The organism is Streptomyces sp. NBC_01498 (genome assembly GCF_036327775.1).
Taxonomy (GTDB): Bacteria; Actinomycetota; Actinomycetes; order Streptomycetales; family Streptomycetaceae; genus Streptomyces.
In genome coordinates this window covers 6952460-6970108 of the sequence record NZ_CP109598.1, presented here as the reverse complement: position 1 = coordinate 6970108, position 17649 = coordinate 6952460, and the positions used below count along the sequence as shown (strand labels likewise).

The 17649-nt window shown below is 71.2% G+C and carries 12 protein-coding genes; 4 read left to right on the top strand and 8 right to left on the bottom strand.

Annotated features, from left to right (window positions below; genetic code table 11):
- Nucleotide 1: 1 nt before the first annotated feature.
- Together OG875_RS29660 and OG875_RS29655 are read left to right on the top strand one after the other, a co-directional pair.
- Nucleotides 2–1360: a cytochrome P450 gene (locus OG875_RS29660; RefSeq protein ID WP_330177312.1), complete on the top strand. Its 1359-nt coding sequence runs from the start codon at nt 2–4 to the stop codon at nt 1358–1360.
- Complete coding sequence (locus OG875_RS29655) at nt 1357–2319, top strand: terpene synthase family protein (RefSeq protein ID WP_330177311.1); 963 nt, start codon at nt 1357–1359, stop codon at nt 2317–2319. The genes OG875_RS29660 and OG875_RS29655 overlap by 4 nt, the downstream gene beginning before the upstream one ends.
- Nucleotides 2320–2428: 109 nt before the next feature.
- Here OG875_RS29655 and OG875_RS29650 read toward each other — a convergent pair whose 3' ends face one another.
- Nucleotides 2429–3946, bottom strand: coding sequence for an alpha/beta hydrolase (locus OG875_RS29650; protein WP_330177310.1), 1518 nt, complete (start codon nt 3944–3946; stop codon nt 2429–2431).
- Between the two features lie 193 nt (nt 3947–4139).
- Nucleotides 4140–5093, bottom strand: coding sequence for a phosphotransferase family protein (locus OG875_RS29645; protein WP_330177309.1), 954 nt, complete (start codon nt 5091–5093; stop codon nt 4140–4142).
- 353 nt (nt 5094–5446) lie between these two features.
- Between OG875_RS29645 and OG875_RS29640 the strand changes: the two genes are divergently transcribed.
- Nucleotides 5447–6382 (top strand): SDR family oxidoreductase, encoded by a 936-nt coding sequence (locus tag OG875_RS29640; RefSeq protein WP_330177308.1) that lies wholly within the window; start codon nt 5447–5449, stop codon nt 6380–6382.
- Between the two features lie 326 nt (nt 6383–6708).
- A complete protein-coding gene (locus OG875_RS29635; RefSeq protein ID WP_330177307.1) occupies nt 6709–8334 on the top strand; it encodes an MFS transporter in 1626 nt (541 codons plus the stop codon).
- Nucleotides 8335–8404: 70 nt separating this feature from the next.
- Here the strand turns inward: OG875_RS29635 and OG875_RS29630 are convergent, their stop codons facing one another.
- The 6 genes from OG875_RS29630 to OG875_RS29605 all read right to left on the bottom strand — a co-directional run bounded on the left by OG875_RS29630 (nt 8405) and on the right by OG875_RS29605 (nt 17601).
- Entirely contained in the window at nt 8405–9247 is an 843-nt protein-coding gene (locus OG875_RS29630) for a methyltransferase domain-containing protein (protein ID WP_330177306.1), read from the bottom strand.
- 457 nt (nt 9248–9704) lie between these two features.
- A complete protein-coding gene (locus tag OG875_RS29625) occupies nt 9705–11318 on the bottom strand; it encodes an FAD-binding oxidoreductase (protein ID WP_330177305.1) in 1614 nt (537 codons plus the stop codon).
- 740 nt (nt 11319–12058) lie between these two features.
- Complete coding sequence (locus OG875_RS29620; protein WP_330177304.1) at nt 12059–13711, bottom strand: MFS transporter; 1653 nt, start codon at nt 13709–13711, stop codon at nt 12059–12061.
- A 541-nt stretch (nt 13712–14252) separates the two neighbouring features.
- Nucleotides 14253–15299, bottom strand: coding sequence for a methyltransferase (locus OG875_RS29615; protein ID WP_330177303.1), 1047 nt, complete (start codon nt 15297–15299; stop codon nt 14253–14255).
- Nucleotides 15300–15384: 85 nt separating this feature from the next.
- Nucleotides 15385–16449: a methyltransferase gene (locus tag OG875_RS29610; protein ID WP_330177302.1), complete on the bottom strand. Its 1065-nt coding sequence runs from the start codon at nt 16447–16449 to the stop codon at nt 15385–15387.
- A gap of 99 nt (nt 16450–16548) precedes the next feature.
- Entirely contained in the window at nt 16549–17601 is a 1053-nt protein-coding gene (locus OG875_RS29605; protein WP_330177301.1) for a hypothetical protein, read from the bottom strand.
- Nucleotides 17602–17649: the final 48 nt, after the last annotated feature.

Below are 17649 nucleotides of genomic sequence, written 5' to 3'. Positions count from 1 at the left end.
CGTGTCGACCAGCCTGAACATTCCGCCGATCGCGCCCGGGAAGCTCCCCCTCATCGGGCACACCCTGCCGCTGATCAAGGACCGCCTCGCCTTTCTCCAGAGCCTGCGCACGCACGGCCCCATCGTCCGCGTCACCGTCGGCCCCAAGACCCTGACCGTGGTCAACTCGCCCGAGCTGATGCACAAGATGCTGACCAGCCAGGCCGACGAATTCACCAAGGGGCTGCTCTTCGAGAAGCTCAAACTCTTCGGCAAGGACGCCCTGCCCGTCGCGGAAGGCAAGCCGCACCTGCGCCGGCGCCGCCTGATGCAGCCGGCCTTCCACCGGCAGCAGATCGCCGGCTACGTCACCACCATGCGGGAGACGGTGGAGCCCTACATCGCGTCCTGGGACGGCGGCACCCCGCTCGACCTCAAGACCGAGATGCAGCTCATGACACAGGGCGTCGTCATGTCGGCCCTGTTCTCCGCCACGCCCCCACGCGGTCCCGCCCGCACGATCCTCGACAGCGTCGACACCGTCTTCACGACCGCCCTGAAGCGGGCCCTGCTGCCCATCTCCGTACTCGAACGGCTGCCCACCCGCGGCAACCGGAAGGTCCGGGCGGCCGGCATCACGCTGCGCACCACCGTCGCCGACATCATCGCCGAACACCGGGCGCACCCCGACACGTACGACGACATCGTCTCGCTGCTCCTGAACGCACGGGACGAGTCCGGCGAGCCGCTGCCCGACGACGAGATCCTGTCGGAGGTCGTCGGACTGCTCGCCGCGGGTTCCGAGACCACCGCCGTCGTCCTGTCGTGGCTGTTCCACGAACTGGGCCGCGCCCCGGAGCTGGAGCGCCGGCTCCACGAGGAGGTCGACTCCGTGCTCGCGGAGGGCCCGCTCACCGCCGAGCGCGTCCCCCGGCTCGTCCTCACCCGCAGGCTCGTCAGCGAGACCCTGCGGCTCTACAGCCCCGCGTGGCTCGTGACCCGGAAGGCGGTCGCGGAGGTGAGACTCGGCGAGTTCACCCTGCCCGCCGGCTCGGACGTGATCTGGAGCGCGTACACGCTGCACCGGGACCCGCAGCTGTACCCCGATCCGCTGCGCTTCGACCCCGACCGCTGGCTCCCCGAGCGTCCCCAGCCGCCGAAGGGCGCGTTCATCCCCTTCGGTTCCGGCAAACGCATGTGCATGGGGGACGCGTTCGCCTGGACCGAGGCCGTCCTCATCACCGCGCTGGTCGCCTCCCGCTGGCGGCTGCGGCCCACTCCCGACACCGTACGCCCGGTCGGAGAGATCACCACGCATCCCTCGTCGCTGCACATGGTGCCCGAGCTGAGGCACCACACCCTGGCGGGGAAGGCCCGGTGAACGACGCGACCCGCACGGACCAGGGGGCCCTGCCGATGCCCGATCTGCGCGGCTCCTTCCCCGGGCCCTTCCCGGCGAGCCCGTACGCCGACGACATCGAGCGGCACGCCGCCGGGTGGCTCCGGACGTTCCCGCTCGTCGGCTCGGAGCGCAGATCGGGCGCCCTGGCCAACATCACGGGCCACGGAATGGCCCGCACCTTCCCGACGGCCGGCCGGGACGACCTCTTCCTCTGCGCCGATCTCTTCCTGTGGCTGACCGCGTTCGACGACGCGCACGGCGAGGCGACGGGGGCCCGCGACCCGGCCCGGCTGGTCCGCGCGGTCGGTGAGTGCGTCCAGGTCGTCGCGGGCCATGGCGAGCCACCGGAAAGCCCGAGCGTCTTCGCCACGGCGCTGGGCGACCTCCTGGCCCGGTTCCGGGTACGGGCCGCTCCCGCCCCGTACCTCCGGCTGACCGCACACCTGCGGGACACCCTCTTCGGCATCGTCTGGGAGGCGCACCACCTCGGGGCGCCCGACCGTGTGACCCTGTCCGACTACCGCGCGATGCGCCCGCACACCGTCTTCGTACGGACCCTCATGGCCACCGGGGAGATCGTGCTCGGGTACGAACTGACCGAATCCGAGAGGTCCTTGGAGCCGGTGCGGGAACTGGAGGGGGCCGTCGCCGACCTCGCCGGCTGGATCAACGACCTCGCCTCGTACGCGAAGGAGACGGCCGACGACGGGCAGGCGCCCCTCAGCCTGCCCGTGTTGCTGGGGCGACAGCACGACGGCGATCTCGAAGAGGCGTTCCGGGCGGCCTCGCGCATGTGCGAGGAGCGTGCCGCGACGGCCGCCGCCCGTATCGCCGAACTGACCGCCCGGGGCGGTCCGCTGGCCGCTCACGCGGGGGCGCTCGGGTCCGTCGCGTCCTCGTACGTCTGGCACATCCGGCACTCCCGCTACCGGACGTAGCACCGGGGTTCGGATCCCGGTGGCCTTTCCGGGGGCCTGCCCGTGCCGACCCCTCGGCCGCCCCACTGCCGGGCGGCCGGGCGGTCGGCACGGGCCCCATGACCCCCAGTCAGTTCGCGCAGTACACGTCCCGCCGAGGGCGCTCGCCCGTCCTCAGGAACGTGGTGACCACGCTGTCGCCGCACGCGTTGCCGTTGGCCAGGTACATGCCGTGTCCGCCCTGGTCGACGGTGACCAGCCTCGCCCGGTCGCCCAGCGCCTCACGCATCCTCAGTCCGCCGAAGTACGGGGTGGACGGGTCCCGCAGGCTCTGGATCATCAGGATGTTGGACGGCCCCCGGTCCGTGACGCGCGTCGGCCGGTCCGCGTACTCACCCTTCCAGAAGGCGCAGGGCCCGACGTTGCGGGGCATGCCCGCCGTGAGCGGGTGGCGGGCACGGTCCTCCTTCGTGGCCCGCGCGTAGGCGCCGACGGACGTGGGCCAGCGCACGTCGTTGCAGACGACGCCCATCGTCACGGCCGCGTCCTCGTCGCGCAGCGGCTGCGCGATCTCCGGGGTCAGAACCGGCGTGGCGGCCGGGTCGTGGGCGGCCTGCACGAGCCGGGCGAGCTGGGGGAAGGCGGAGTCGCCGTAAAGGCCGTTGAGGAACGCCTGCCGCAGCATGTTGCCGGTGAGCGGATTGCCCTCGGTGGTCGACTCCTTGGGCGTACGGTCCAGCTCGGCCGCGATCCCGATGAACAACTCCCGCACGTCCCGCGCCCGTTCGGCCAGCCGCAGCCCTTCGTCGTCCCGGTCCGGGTCGGCGGCCCAGGCCGCGAAGTCGGGGAAGCGGTCCTCCACGGCCCGGGACGTGTTCGCCATCCAGCCCTGCTCGACACGCGTCGGGTCCGGGTCGCCGCTGCTGTCCAGCACCCAGCGGTCGGTACGGGTCGGGTACTTCTGCGCGTACACGGCACCGACATACGTCCCGTACGAGTTCCCCAGCGCCGACAGCTTCTCCTCCCCCAGCGCCTGCCGGAACCGCTCGATGTCCCGTACCTCGTTGGCGGAGGTGAAACTCCGCAGCACCGCGCCCCCGTTGGCGTGGCACGCCTCGGCGGTACGGCGCGAGCGGGCCACGTTCTCCGCGATCCCGCCGTCCGCGTCCGGCCAGGACCGCAGGTTCGCCAGATACCGGTCGTCCGCGTCGAGCCCGCAACTGGCCGTCGTACTGCCGCCGACGCCGCGCGGATCGAAACTCACGAGGTCGTACGCCCCGTCCAGCTCCTCCCGCAACGCGTTCCCTCTTCTGGCCAGCGCCTGTACGCCCGATCCCCCGGGCCCGCCGGGGATCATCAGCAGCGTCCCGCGCCGGGCCGCCGGGTCCTCGGCGCGTACCCGCGACACGGCGATCGTCAGCTGTCGGCCACCGGGTTCCCGGTAGTCCACGGGCACTTCCAGCTCCGCGCACTCCTGTTCCGCGGGCCCTCCGGCCCGCGCGCACGGTGTCCAGGCCGGCGCACCCCCGCCCCCGCCCTCGACCGCCCCGGCGCCTCCGGCAGGCCCGGCGACGGTCAACGAGCCGGCCAGGGCGGCGGAGAGGGCGAGGAGCAGGGTCTTTCGGCTGTGGTTCCGGTAAGTCGTCATGCCACAAGGGTGGTTGAGCGGGCGGCTGCTTCCCATGCGGCAGGCAGGCATCCGTGGGGTGGGGGTATCCCCCGGGGGTCCCGGCGGTGTCCGGTGGGTGGGTCCGAGGGGCACGGACACGCCGGCGCCCGGGGACCCGGTGACACCGGGGCGAGGGCCGGGGACCCGTGCGCTCGCCCCGGAGCGCGGCGCGTCATGCCCGACGCATCAGGGCGGTGACGTAGGCGTCCAGCCGCTCCTCCACGGCTCGGGTCGTCAGATCCGTCCTCCCCGCCTGTCGCCATGCCCGCGCCACCGACGGCAGGTCCTCCGAGAGCGCCAGGGCGTCCCGCACCTGCCAGTACAGCCGTTCACCCGGGGCCGCCGCCCGTACGCCGCCCGCCGCCTCGTACGCCTCGGCGAACCGGGGAGCCCACGCGGGACCGTGCAGCAGCGCGAGATTGGTGGAGCAGTGCGCCACATCGAGATCCGCCGGGCCCCAGGAAGTCACCGGCCAGTCGACGACGCCGGTGATCCGGGCATCCGCCGGCCTCGCGGGCGGCACGTCGAACAGCACGTTGCCGGGGTGGAAGTCCCCGTGCAGGAACCGCCCTTCGCAGGAGGGCGCGGGCGCGCGGATCATGTCGATCGCCGCGGCCCACGCCGCCGGGTCGGCGCCCCGCGGAGTCACGACGGTGTCGGCCGTCGTCCACGTCACATACTCCCGGGGCCGCTCGGCGGGCCGCAGCGCGTGGATCGCCACGAGTTGACGGGCCAGCAGCGGGACGCGGGTCTCCAGTCCCTCGTCGGCGAGGACCGTCCGGCCCGCCACACAGGTCATGAGGAGCGACGGAAACTCGCAGTGCTCGCCGACCGGATCGACCGCGACCAGTCCGGGGGCCGGCACGGCGGTCCCGGCGAGCAGGGTCAGCGTGTCGGCCTCCCTGTTCAGCTCGGCCTCGGCGTGTCTCATGTTCACGAACGTCCGCAGCACCAGGTCACGGGTGGATCCGTCCCGCCGCCCGCCGATGGTCAGCCGCCGCATCTCGGCGGTGATACCGCCGTGCAGGACCTCGGTCCCGACGATCCGTTCCCCGGCCTCCAGATACCGGCTCGCCCATGCCAGGGTCGACGGCCGGACGGTCCCCGCCTCATCGTGATCGGTCACCGCGCCACCCCATCACCCGGACGACGTCACGCGCAAAGAATTTCCGCCGGGGAGACGGCGGCACCGGCCTTCCCGGCGGGAGGAGCGGTCCGCTCCCGGAAAGGCGGAACGCGGAGGTTTCAACCTCGCGGGACGATCGCAACCTTCACGTGTGGGCCCACAGCCGGCTCAGCCACCCCATCAGGTGATGTCCGCCCCTTGGGTGACGCGTCGGGGGCCGGGAATTCTGGCGTTTCCGTGGAGATCGGCGAGAAGCACGACACAAGGTGTCGGGTTTCTGGTTGATCATGGTGACACCGGTCTGCGTCGATGACTGACGCGGGCCAGGCCGCGCACATAGATAAGGGAACTCCATGGTATTAAAGCCCGACACATCGGCACCGGACCTCCGCGGGAAGATCGCGCTGGTCGCGGGTGCGACGCGGGGAGCCGGGCGGGCCATCGCCGTGCAGCTCGGCGCGGCGGGTGCGACGGTCTACGTCACCGGCCGCACGACTCGGGAGCGGCGCTCGGAGTACAACCGGGCCGAGACCATCGAGGACACCGCCGAGCTGGTGACCGCGGCGGGCGGGACCGGGATCGCGGTGCCGACCGACCACCTGGTGCCCGAGCAGGTCCGTGCGCTGGCCGAGCGGATCGACGCCGAACAGGGGCGGCTCGACGTGCTGGTCAACGACGTCTGGGGCGGGGAGAAGCTGTTCGAGTTCGACACACCCGTGTGGGAGCACGACCTCGACAACGGACTGCGCCTGTTCCGGCTGGGCATGGAGACCCACGCGATCACCAGCCACTTCGTGCTGCCGCTGCTCGTGCGTCGGCCGGGCGGGCTCGTGATCGAGATGACGGACGGAACATCCGCGTACAACGGAACGCGCTACCGCAACTCGTACTTCTACGACCTGGTCAAGAACAGCGTGCTGCGCATGGCGTTCGTCCTCGCGCACGAGCTGAAGCCGCACGGCGGGGCGGCCGTCGCGCTGAGTCCGGGCTGGATGCGTTCGGAGATGATGCTCGAAACGCTCGGCGTCACCGAGGACACCTGGCAGGACGCGCTGACCGAGGTGCCGCACTTCTGCATCTCGGAGAGCACCTCGTTCGTGGGACGCGCCGTCGCGGCGCTCGCGGGTGACCCCGACATCGCGCGCCGGAACGGTGAGTCGCTGTCCAGCGGTCAACTCGCCCAGGAATACGGCTTCACCGACCTCGACGGCTCCCGCCCCGACTGCTGGCGCTACCTGGTCGAGGTCGAGGAGGCCGGCAAGCCGGCGGACGCCTCCGGGTATCGGTGACGGACACCGCTCCCGGGCCGGGGCGCTGACGTCGGCAGCGCGTACGCGCCCGGCCCGGGAGCGGGCCGTCGGTCCGGGACGGACGTACGACCGTCGGGCGGGGCGGGGTCCCGGCGGCACGCCGAGCGTCAACTCCCCCTGATCCGGGCCGCGCAGGGGCCACCCGGCCGTTGCGTCGAACCCCGGCCGGGTTTCGAACCGCCGCCGGCCACGCCGTATCCGGTGTCCGGCACTCCGACGCCGCCCGCGGGCGGGAATCGTCAGCTGTCGACGACGGCCCGCCTGTCCGGGGCGCGCGTTCACTCTCACCGACGGGGCTCTCCTCCATGACCGTAAGAGAAACGACCGCTCCCTCACCGGCGCGGGCCGGAAGACGCGAATGGACGGCTCTCGGCGTCCTCGCCCTGCCGGCCATGCTCATCACCCTCGACAACACGGTGCTGCACCTCGCCGTGCCACACCTGAACGCGAGTCTGAACCCGAGCGGTCTGCAACTGCTCTGGGCCGTCGACGTCTACAGCTTTCTGATCGCCAGCCTGCTGATCGTCGCGGGCACCCTCGGCGACCGGATCGGGCGCCGCCGGCTGCTGCTGATCGGCGCGGTGGGCTTCGGTGTCGCGTCGCTGATGACGGCGTTCTCCAGCAGCGCGGAGATGCTGATCGTCAGCCGGGCACTGCTCGGCATCGCCGGGGCGACCCTCACGCCGTCCTCGATGTCGCTGATCCGCAATCTGTTCCACGACGCCCGGCAGCGGACCGTGGCCTTCAGCGTCTGGATAACCTGCTTCCTGGTGGGCGGGGCCATCGGCCCGCTCGTCGGTGGCGTGATGCTGGAGCACTTCTGGTGGGGCTCGGTGTTCCTGCTGAGCGTGCCGGCCATGGTGCTGCTGCTGATCCTCGGGCCGGTGCTGCTGCCCGAGTACCGCGACTCCCGGCCGGGCAGCATCGACATGGCGAGCATCGGCCTTCTGGTGCTCTCCCTGCTCAGCACCGTCTACGGCCTCAAGAAGCTGGCCGGCGAGGGCCTGGCCACGGCCCCCGCCCTGATCCTCCTCGCCGGTCTCGTCCTGGGCATGTCGTTCGTCGTACGCCAGCGCCGGCTCACCGAGCCGCTGATCGACATGGATCTGTTCCGGGAGCGGACCTTCTCGGCGTCCCTGGGCGCGATGGGGCTCGCCCTGTTCGTGATGTCGGGATCGCAGTTCTTCATCGCGCAGTACCTCCAGATGGTGCTGGGACTGTCGCCGCTGGAGGCCGGGTTGGCGTCGTTACCCGGCAGTGTCGGTGGGGTGGCGGGGTCGTTGCTCGCGCCGGTGGCACTGCGCTGGGCACGTGCGGCGTACGTGATGACCGGGGGCCTGGTGATCGCCGTGATCGGCTTCGTGGTCCTGGCGCAGGCCGGTACCGACAGCGGGCCGGCCACGGTGATGGTCGCGCTGGCGCTGCTGAACGTCGGCGTCAGCCCCACCGTCGTGCTCGGCACCGACATGATGATCAATTCCGCGCCGCCGGAGAAGGCCGGAGCGGTCGCCGCCATCTCGGACACCTCGCACGAACTGGGCCTGGGCCTGGGCATCGCCGTACTGGGCAGTGTCGGGAACGCGGTCTACCGGGGTCAGGTCTCCGGTGAGCTGCCCGCCGGGCTGCCGGAGGGGGCCGCCGAGGGTGTTCGGGACACCATCGGCAACGCGGTCGGCCAGGTCTCCCGGCTGCCGGAGGCGCTCGGTTCCGCCACGCTGGACGTGGCGCGCGAGGCGTTCACCCACGGGCTGGTGCTGGTCGGCGTCGTCTGCGGGGTCCTGACGGTGCTGACCGTGTTCCTGACGCTGAGTCTGCGCGGAGTGGCCCCGGCCGCCGGGTCCGAGGGGTCCGGGAAGTCCGGGGAGGAGTCCGGCGCGGCCGGCGACGGGTCGGCGGAACTGCTGGAGGCCGGCGGCCGTATCACCGAGTGAGGTCACGGCCGTGACTGCCCGACACCCGCCGTCGCGGGGGGTGTCGGGCGGCGTACGCGGGGGGCCGGGGTCAGGAGCCCGATGCCGGGTCCAGCGTCGCGGCGATCACGAGGTACCCGATGTCCTGGCTGGCCGCCGCGCGGCGCATGAGGTCGATGTACTGGTCGACCGGTTCCGGCCCGTCGATCTTGGCCAGTTCGTCGCGCCGGGCCGCGACGACATCGGCCATGATCACACCGGTCCGGACGACCTTGTCACTGATGTCGTGGACCTCGACGTCCACGAACCCGTGGGCGGCCAGCAGTTCGAGGTACTCGGCGGCGGTGGCGAACGAACTCACGCCGTAGGAGGCGCAGATGTCGCCGAGCACCTTGCGGCCCTCCGGACCCACCGGCGGGATCTCGGCGGTGTCGGCGATCACCAGCCGCCCGCCGGGGCGCAGCACCCTGGCCGTCTCGGCGAGCGCACGGCCCCGGTCCGGCACGTGGAGCAGCGACTCGATCGCCCACGCGCCGTCGAACGAGCCGTCGCCGAAGGGCAGTTCCATCACGTCGGCGTTGCGGAAGGTGGTGACGTCCGACCGGCCCGCGGCCTTGGCGCGCTCGGCGGCCTGCTCCACCTCGACGTCGCTGATGGCGATGCCGGTGACGTGCACGTCCCTGGTCGCGACGAGCTGGAGGGCGGGCTTGGCCACCCCGCATCCGATGTCGAGGACCGCGCCGCCGGGGGCGGGGTCGAGCAGGGTGATCAGCATGTCGTTCAGCCGGGCCGTGGCGGCCTCGACGGTGCTGTCGTCGGCGTCGTCCTCCCAGTAGCCGTAGTGCAGGTTCTCGCCCCAGGCGGCGTTCAGAACCTGACCGAGACCTTCGTAGAAACTCGCGACATTGTCAGCGCCGGATATCTCGGCAGCCATCTCGATCTCCCTGCGTGTCTGCGACACCTTGACCCCGGTGGCTCGACCGGCCGGACCGCCACAGAAGTCATGTCGTCCCCTGTGGAAGAACGGGGCCGGGAGCTTCCCCGGGGTGGTCGAAATCTTGCTAGGACGCGTAAACAAACTCATGACCGGCGTGGGGTGTCAAGGCAGCCCGAATCGGCGCCGGTCGCACCGGTCTGGCTGAAAGAAAGCCATCTGCGGAAGGGAATGAGCCACTTTCCCGACGTCGGGCAACGGCTACTCCGGCCCGATTTCCCGCTGTGCGGACGCGCGTTTCCCCGACGCCGTACGCCTGGACGGCCGTACGGTCCGGAAGAACCCTGCACCGTCCGGATTCGTGGAGCAATTGATTCCACCCCGTACGGGCGAACACCGGTGCGCCCACCGGCCGGGAGACGAACCGGCCGGTGGGCGCACCCGTGGTGGTACGGAATCAGTTGGGCCGGATGGACAGCGCGTGGCGGAACACGTCGCGCGGGTCGTAGGCCCGCTTGACCTGCTGGAGCCGCGCGTAGTTCGCCCCGTAGTACAGCCCGTGCCAGGGCGTGTTCGAGGTGTTCCACTCCGGGTCGGCGAGGTCGACGTCCGGGTAGTTGATGTACGCCCCGGCGTTGATGGCGTTGGGAACGGGCACACCCCCGGTCGTGCTGTAGACGTCCCGGTAGAGCTTGCGCACCCAGTCCACGTGCGTGGCGTCCTCCGCCTCCGACCTCCATACGCCGGGGGTGAAGTAGGCGCGCAGGATGGAGTCCCGGTGCACGTAGGCGGTCGCGTCCGGACGCACGCTGTTGATCTTCCCGCCGAGGGCGGCCAGGTTCACCTGGGCGCCGGGATTGCTGATGGAGTCGTCGGTCAGGTAGCGGTAGATCGTCGCGATCTGCGCGTCCGTGTAGCTCTTCTTCAGGTCCGACGTCTTGTCCTTCTGGCGTCCGGGGGGACCCCAGAACCAGTTGTCCCGGTCGAGCCACGCCAGTTCGGACCTCGTGTCCGACGCGGACGTGAGGCCGGTGCCTGCGGCGACGGCGTCGAACAGGCTGTCGAGCATGGCCTCGCCGCCGGGGACGTTCTCCGACACACCGGCCATCAGGCCGACCACGCCGGCCGCCTGGTGCGACGCGGAGAACGAGGCCCAGACCTGGACCTCCCTCGCCCCGGGGGCGCTGTTGTGCTCGTACCACGTGCTGAAGTTGCGGATGAGCTTGGCGAACGCCTGCGGCGACAGGCCGTCCCACGACCACTGCACATTACGGACCCGCTGGTTCGAACCGCGCGGAAGCAGCATGCCCGGGTCGGTGGAGTCCACCTTCGGCGTACGCAGCCAATACCGCGTGACGATGCCGAAGTTGCCGCCGCCACCGCCGGTGTGCGCCCACCACAGGTCGCGGTTGGGGTCGTTGCGACGGCGCGTCGCCACGACGGTGCGGGGCTGTCCGTCGGCGCCCACCACGACCACCTCGACGGCGTAGAGGTGGTCGACGGCGATGCCGTGCACGCGGGAGAAGAAGTTGTAGCCGCCGCCGAGTATGTGCCCGCCGAGGGCCACCTCCGAGCAGCCCGCGGAGGGAATCGTCACGCCCCAGCCCTTGAAGAGCGTGTTCTGCGTCGGCGCCACGATCGCGCCGGGTCCTACGGCGAAGGCACGTCGCTTCTCGTCGAAGTAGACGTCCGACATCTGCGAGAGATCGATGATCTCCTTGATCTCGGCGTTCGCCGTGAAGTTCTCCAGGCAGTGGCCGCCGGAGCGGACGGCGACCCGCCGGCCGGACGCGACGGCCCGGCCGAGCGCCTCGGCGACGTCGTCCGAGGACGTCGCGATGGTCACCTGGTCGGGCCGGCCGGTGAATCGGGTGTTGTGGGCACGGAGGAAACTGTTGTACCGGGAGTCCCCGGGCTGGACGGTGATGGAGTCGAACGCCGGCGTGCACGCTCCGTCGGGCGCACCCGCCGCGACCGCGGGTCGGGTTCCGGCCAAGACGTCCGCCGAGACCAGACCGGCCCCGGCGAGTGCGGCACGAGTAAGTAATCCTCGGCGGTTCAATTCAGACATTTACGCGACTCCTCGCATTTTACTGGAACTGAGCACAGTGGATCTTGGCAATCCGCCGAATGGGTCCGACATCAGCCGATCGGAAGCTTATGTCATGACGTCGGAATTGAAACGAGTCAGTGCTGGTAGAAGCTGACCGGGAACGGTTTCCCGGATCTCCTCGCATAAGTGGAATGCGGGAATCAGGTCGGCTTCGCGGTGCCGTGGGGATCCGGCGAATACGGAATGGGATCGGCCGGATTCGATTCATCGTCGTGGCCGTACGGGTGCGGTCGGCGCCGGTGACCAGTGGTGGGATCTCGGCCATGGGCGTCCCGACGGAGGCCGGCGCAGCGGCAGATCGGCGACACGCTGTCAGCGTGTGGGCGGCGCGTCGACGGTGTGCCGCCGATACGAGGAAAGCGCCGCCGCCCGACACGGTTTCCCGAACGGCGCCGTCCGGACGGTGAATCGGGGTGATCCGGGCCCGGGAGGCCGGCACCGCTTCCGCCCCGGCCGCGCGGAACGTGCGCGCCGGACCTCCGCGCGGAACGGGCGGGCCGAACCGGCGTGCGGAACGGGCGGGCCGAACCGGCGTGCGGAACGGGCGGGCCGAACCGGCGTGCGGAACGGGCGGGCCGAACCGGCGTGCCGCGTCACCGGGACGTCTCCACCGTCCGGCGCTCCCGGGCGCGCCGTCACCCTTTCGTTCAGCGCCCCCGGTCCGTCTGCCGTCGCTCCTTCGTTCAGCGTGCCCGGTCCTAGCGTGCCCGGTCCTCCGGGGCCGTCGCCGGCCGGTGGTGAGCGGGCGTTCGCGGGTCGGCGGTCTCCAGGGCCTCATGGGGACCGGGACGCCCGGCGGCGCCGTCGGGGCCGTCGGGTCCGTCGCCGGCCGGCACCCGGCGGAGCAGCACGGCGACCATGACAACGGTCAGCAGCGTGATCACCGTACAGATCACGCTGACGTAGAACAGGCCGTCGGTGAAGGCGACTCGGGCCGCGTCGAGGACCGCCGTGCCGAGCTCGCCGGGCAGCCGGTCGGCCTCGTACACGGCTGAGCCGATGGTGTCCTGGACGCGGGAGGCCGCGTCGTCCGGCAGACCGGCGGGCAGGGTGTCGGAGACCTCGGCGCGGTACACGGCGGTGCCGACGCTGCCGAGGATCGCGATGCCCATGCCCAGGCCGAGTTCGTGACAGGTCTCGGAGATCGCGGAGACCGCTCCGGCCTTCTCCGGCGGTGCGGACGCGATCATCATGTCGGTGCCGAGCGCGATGGTCGGTGCCACACCGAAGTTGAGCAGTCCCAGGGCGATCATCACCGGGATCAGTCCGTTCTCCGTCTCGACCTGGGTCAGCACGGCGAAGCCGGCGAAGGCGATCGTGAGGCCCAGTGTCATCACGTACGCGGACCGCAGCCAGCGCAGCGCCACGGGGGCCAGCAGGGCGCCCATCACACCGCCGACGCTCCCGGGCAGGGAACTCAGTCCCGTCTCCAGCGGGGAGAGCCCCACCACCATCTGGAGATACTGCGCGACGAAGAACTGCGAGCCCGACATCACGAACAGGGCGAGGGCCATGGCCCCGAGGGAGACGGCGAACGTGCGCTCGCGGAAGAGGCCGGGTTCCAGCAGGGGATGGGTGAGGCGGCGCTGCCGGGAGGCGAAGACCACGGCGAGCGTGAGTCCGGCCAGCAGCAGTGCCACCGGCAGGACGGCGACACCGTCACCGGCGAGCACCTTGAGTCCGTAGACCGTCGCCAGCAGGGAGACCACCAGCAACAGCACGCTCGTGGGGTCGATCCTGCCCGGGTTCGGGTCCCGGTACTCGGGCAGCAGGAGCGGCCCCACGATGAGCAGCAGCACCATCGCGGGCACGCTCAGCAGGAAGACCGAACCCCACCAGAAGTGCTCCAGCATGGCGCCGCCGACCATGGGGCCGATCGCCCCGCCCACCAGGAAGCAGGCGATCCAGACGCTGAAGGCGACCGACCGCTGGCGTGGGTCGGCGAACATGTTCCGGATCAGCGACATCGAGGACGGCATCAGGGTCGCCCCGGCGATGCCGAGCAGTGCCCGGCTGACGATCAGCATCTCCGCGCTGTTGGAGAACGCCGTGAGCAGCGAGGCCAGTCCGAAGCCCGCCGCGCCGATCAGCAGCAGCCGGCGGCGGCCCACCCGGTCGCCGAGGGTACCCGCGATGATCAGCAGGCCGGCGATGAGGAAGCTGTAGATGTCGACGATCCAGAGGAGTTGAAGACCGCTGGGGTCGATGCTCGCGCTGAGATGCGGAACCGCCAGGTGCAGGACCGTGTTGTCGAGGGAGATCAGCATCGCCGGCAGGGCGAGGACGGCGAGGGCGGTCCATTCGCGTTTTCCGGCGCGCTCGGGTGGCGGGAGGGCGGAGTGTGGGCTCATGTGGGAGTGCCTATCCAGCGAGGAGAGGGTGATACGCCCGTCTGAGTGGCCGGTGGCCGTTCAGGAGCGGTTTTCGGACCTGGTGGGCGGCGGTTCGTGGCACGCCGGAGCCACGTCCGGGCCCTGGGGGCCCGTACGTCGGCGGCACCGGGACACTGAACGGAAATCACCCTTTCCGTGGGCGGGCGGACGCGCGGTTGCGGGCGCCGGACCGGTCGGCCTCGGACGGCTCCCCGCCGGGCTCCCGTACGGCCGTACGACCGGGCTCCCGTACGAGCGGAGGACCGGACTTCCGTACCACCGGGCTCCCGTACGGCCTCGACGGCTCGAACTCCGGCCGGTGGCGGTGGACACCCCCGTACCGGTCCTCACGCACGCCACGCGGTCCGCGTGCGGACCGCCGGAGCCTGTGACATGACGTCAGAGGCGCCCCGTCGGGCGGGCGTGCGGGGAGGCCCCCCGCCGACGGGCCGGCGCATCCGGACCGGACAGGCGCAGGCGCCGATGCGGGCGCCGGTGCCGATGCGGGCGCCGGTGCCGGTCAGCCGATGATCGGGCGGGCCGTGATGACGGCCATTCCGCTGGGCAGCACCAGGGTCTCCTCGGCCTCCAGCCCGGCGTCCGCCAGCAGCGCCCCGAACTCTCCGCCGGTGCGCTCCCGGCCGCCGTCGGCGCCGAAGAGGGAGAGCATGTAGAGGTCCATCAGGGCGGGGAGCCGGTGGCGTCCGCCGTGGTCGTCGGCGGCGGCGTCGGTGAGCAGGTCGATCACCATGATCCGCCCGTGCGGGGGCATCGCCGCCGCGCAGGTACGGAGGATCGAGACCGCGCTGTCGTCGCCCCAGTCGTGCAGGATGTGGCTGAGAATGTAGAGGTCCGCTCCCGGGGTGACGGAGCTGAAGAAGTCTCCGGCGGTGGTGGTGCACCGGTCGATGAGCCCGCCCTCGACGATCCGCTTCTCGGCGAGCGGTACGGTGCCGGGCAGGTCGACGACGATGCCGGTGCTGCCCGGCGTACGGAGCAGCAGTTCGCACATCAGGTGGCCGTTGCCGCCACCGACGTCCACGATCCGCCGGTACCGGTCGAAGGTGACCGCCTCGAAGATCTCGTCCAGTTCCAGGCGCAGCCCGGCTTCCTGCGACCGGTCGAAGACCTCGCGCCGCTCCGGCCGCCGCTCCAGGTGTTCGAAGAGCGCGATGTCGTTGATCAGCCGGAACGCGGATTCGCCGGTCCGTACGGTGTGTTCGAACTCGCCCCAGGCGCCGCCGACCTCGCCGGCCAGCAGCAGGGCGGAGGGGCGTGCCGTACCGGGGGTGTCCGGCAGCAGGGTCGTCCCGAGTCCGGTCAGCGCGAAGGTCCCGTCGGCCTCTTCGGTGAAGACCTCGAAGGGGACGAGGGCGCGCAGCAGTCTGCGCAGGGCGAGCGGGTGGGCCTCCACCTCGCGGGCGAGGTCCTCGGCGGAGCGGGGGCCCCCGGCCAGGGCCTCCGGCAGGCCGAGCTGCACCGCCGTGCACACCGTCTTCGACACGAGCTGGCCGTAGAGCAGCATGCGCATCCGTGTGGCGTCGTCCCGGAGCCGTGGGTGGAGCATGCGGTCACCTCCTTGTTGCGTCGGGTGGGATCCCACCGGGCCGCCGTGCGGCGGCCCGGTGGGATCCACTGGCGAGGGACGTGTGTTACTTGGTGGCGACGATGACGCCGTGCGGGGTCCAGCCCGGGAAGGGGATGCGCTTGAGGGTACTGAACCCGGCGGCGCGCAGGGACTTCTCGTGCGTGGCCCAGGAGTAGATCATCCCGCCCTCGGCGGGCAGCGCGGCGAAGTAGACGCTGTCGAGCGCGGCGACCACCGGGCCGTCGCCCTCGTCGTTGGACATGGAGTTGAAGATGACCAGCTGGCCGCCTTCGGGCAGGACCTCGTAGGCGCGGCGGAGAAGCTCGGTGTTCTCCTCCGGGGTCCAGATCACCATCTGGTGGGCGAACATCACGACGTCGCAGCCGGTGGGCAGCGGGTCGCGGAACATGTCACCGGTGATGACGGAGACCTGGTTGCTGACCCCTGCCTGGGCGATCTTCTTCTCGGCGATGGTGCCGGACGCCGGAATCTCGAAGACGGTGACCTTGAGGTCCGGGTTGGCCTTGGCGAGCTCGATGGCGTTCACCGCGTCGCCGCCGCCGCAGTCCAGGAGGTGCGTGCGGCCGGAGAGGTCGAGTTCCTCGACCAGGTGCTTGTTGGCCAGCTCGGACCAGGACCGCATGTAGCGGTAGAAGACCTGCTCCATGTGCGGGTTCTCGGCGAGACGGTGGTACAGGTCGCGGCCGGAGCCACGGACCCGGCGCAGGCCGACGTTGCGGTTCTCGCGGAGCGAGTCGGTGAAGTCGAGCTGGCCTTCGTACACGATGTACTGCTCGAAGGCGACGGTGTCCTTGAAGCGCTGCCAGTCGCCCTCGTCCATGAGGCCCTTGACGACGTCGGCCAGTCGGTACAGCCCGTCCTGCTTGACGAGGATGCCCAGCGAGGTGCAGCCGAGGAGGAGGATGTCGACGGCGCGGTCCTGGAGAGCGAGCGCGTCGCGGATCTCTTCCCGGGTCAGTTCCTGCTTCTCGGCGACCAGGTCGGGCAAGCCCAGTTCACAGGCGGCGTTGAGGTACTGGAAGGCCGCATGCCCGAAGAGGATCCGGGACAGGCCGTCCATGTCGAGCTCGATGGGCCCGCCGTGCTGGGTGTGTGCGATCGCGGTCATGAGTGCCCTGCCTCTCGGATGTGGATGCGTCTCTACCGGTCACTGGTGTGTGGTCCGTGACACCTGTGGTGGTCAGGAAGTCCGTTGTGGTCGGGATGGTCATTTGTGGTCAGGAAGCGGGGCGGCGGGCAGGGTGCCCGCACGCAGTCGGCGGAACTGCTCGATGACGCCGACCGCGGGACGGTGGGACCGGCTGGTCGCGAGCAGGCTCGGCGACTGCCGGCCCACGAAGTGTCCGCAGACGCCCTTGTGCGCGTCGTACGTGGCGTCGAGCGCGGTGCGGAACTCCTCGAGCGGCTCGGGACGGCGCTCGGCCAGCCATGACCAGGCGTCACTCGACCCGGTGAGGGCGGTCACCAGGGCTTCGTGGTCCCGCCATCGCAGTCCGCTCATCTGCGGGGGTGCGACGGGCGGCATGAGGGTGGGCCTGATCTCCGCCTGGTACTGGTCCGGGCTGGCGTCCCCGGCGAACCGGAGCGAGGCCCGGCAGCCCCACATGATGCGGGCCGCCACGCCTGCCGCGGTGGCGGCGGTCTCCTCGTCGCCCGCCTCGGCCGCCGCCCGCAGGCTGTTCACGGCGAGGGCGCCACCCTGCGCGAGCACCATGAACACGTGATGGCCGCGGACCCAGCGGCGGAGCCCGTCGAGGGCTTCCGGCGCGCCGGACGGCGGGCACGCGGGCACGGGCAGCGGTGCGGGGAGCCGGGTGGGAGCGGCCGGCCAGCGCACCAGTACGTCGAAGCCCGCGACGAGGTCGTACCACGCGGATTCGTCGAGTCCGGTGCCCCGTTCCTCGGCGATTTCCAGGATGCCGAGCTGGGCGTTGAGGACGGCCGCGACGAACAGTGCGAGTGGGTCGCCGTGGTGCCGTTCTATGCCGAACGCCAGGTCGTTGTCCCGATTGGGCCGTGACTCCTTCGGATCGTCGCCGACGAGGGTGCTGGGCACCGGGCCGAGGTCCTCGCGTGCGGCCCGGGTGGCTGCCAGCAGCTGGGCGAGCCCGGTCCGGTTGGCCGGCCGGGACGTCCGGTCGGCCAGCGCGGCGAGCGCGGTGGGGGCCGCCGCCGCGATGGCCGGGGCGTCGTCGGGCAGATCCTCCGGGCGCGGCATGGGGAAGGGAACGGTGGCGACGTGGGGCAGGTAGTCGGTCATCGTGCCTCCTTTCATACGCGGAGTCGTACGCGGGACGTCGGGAAGAAT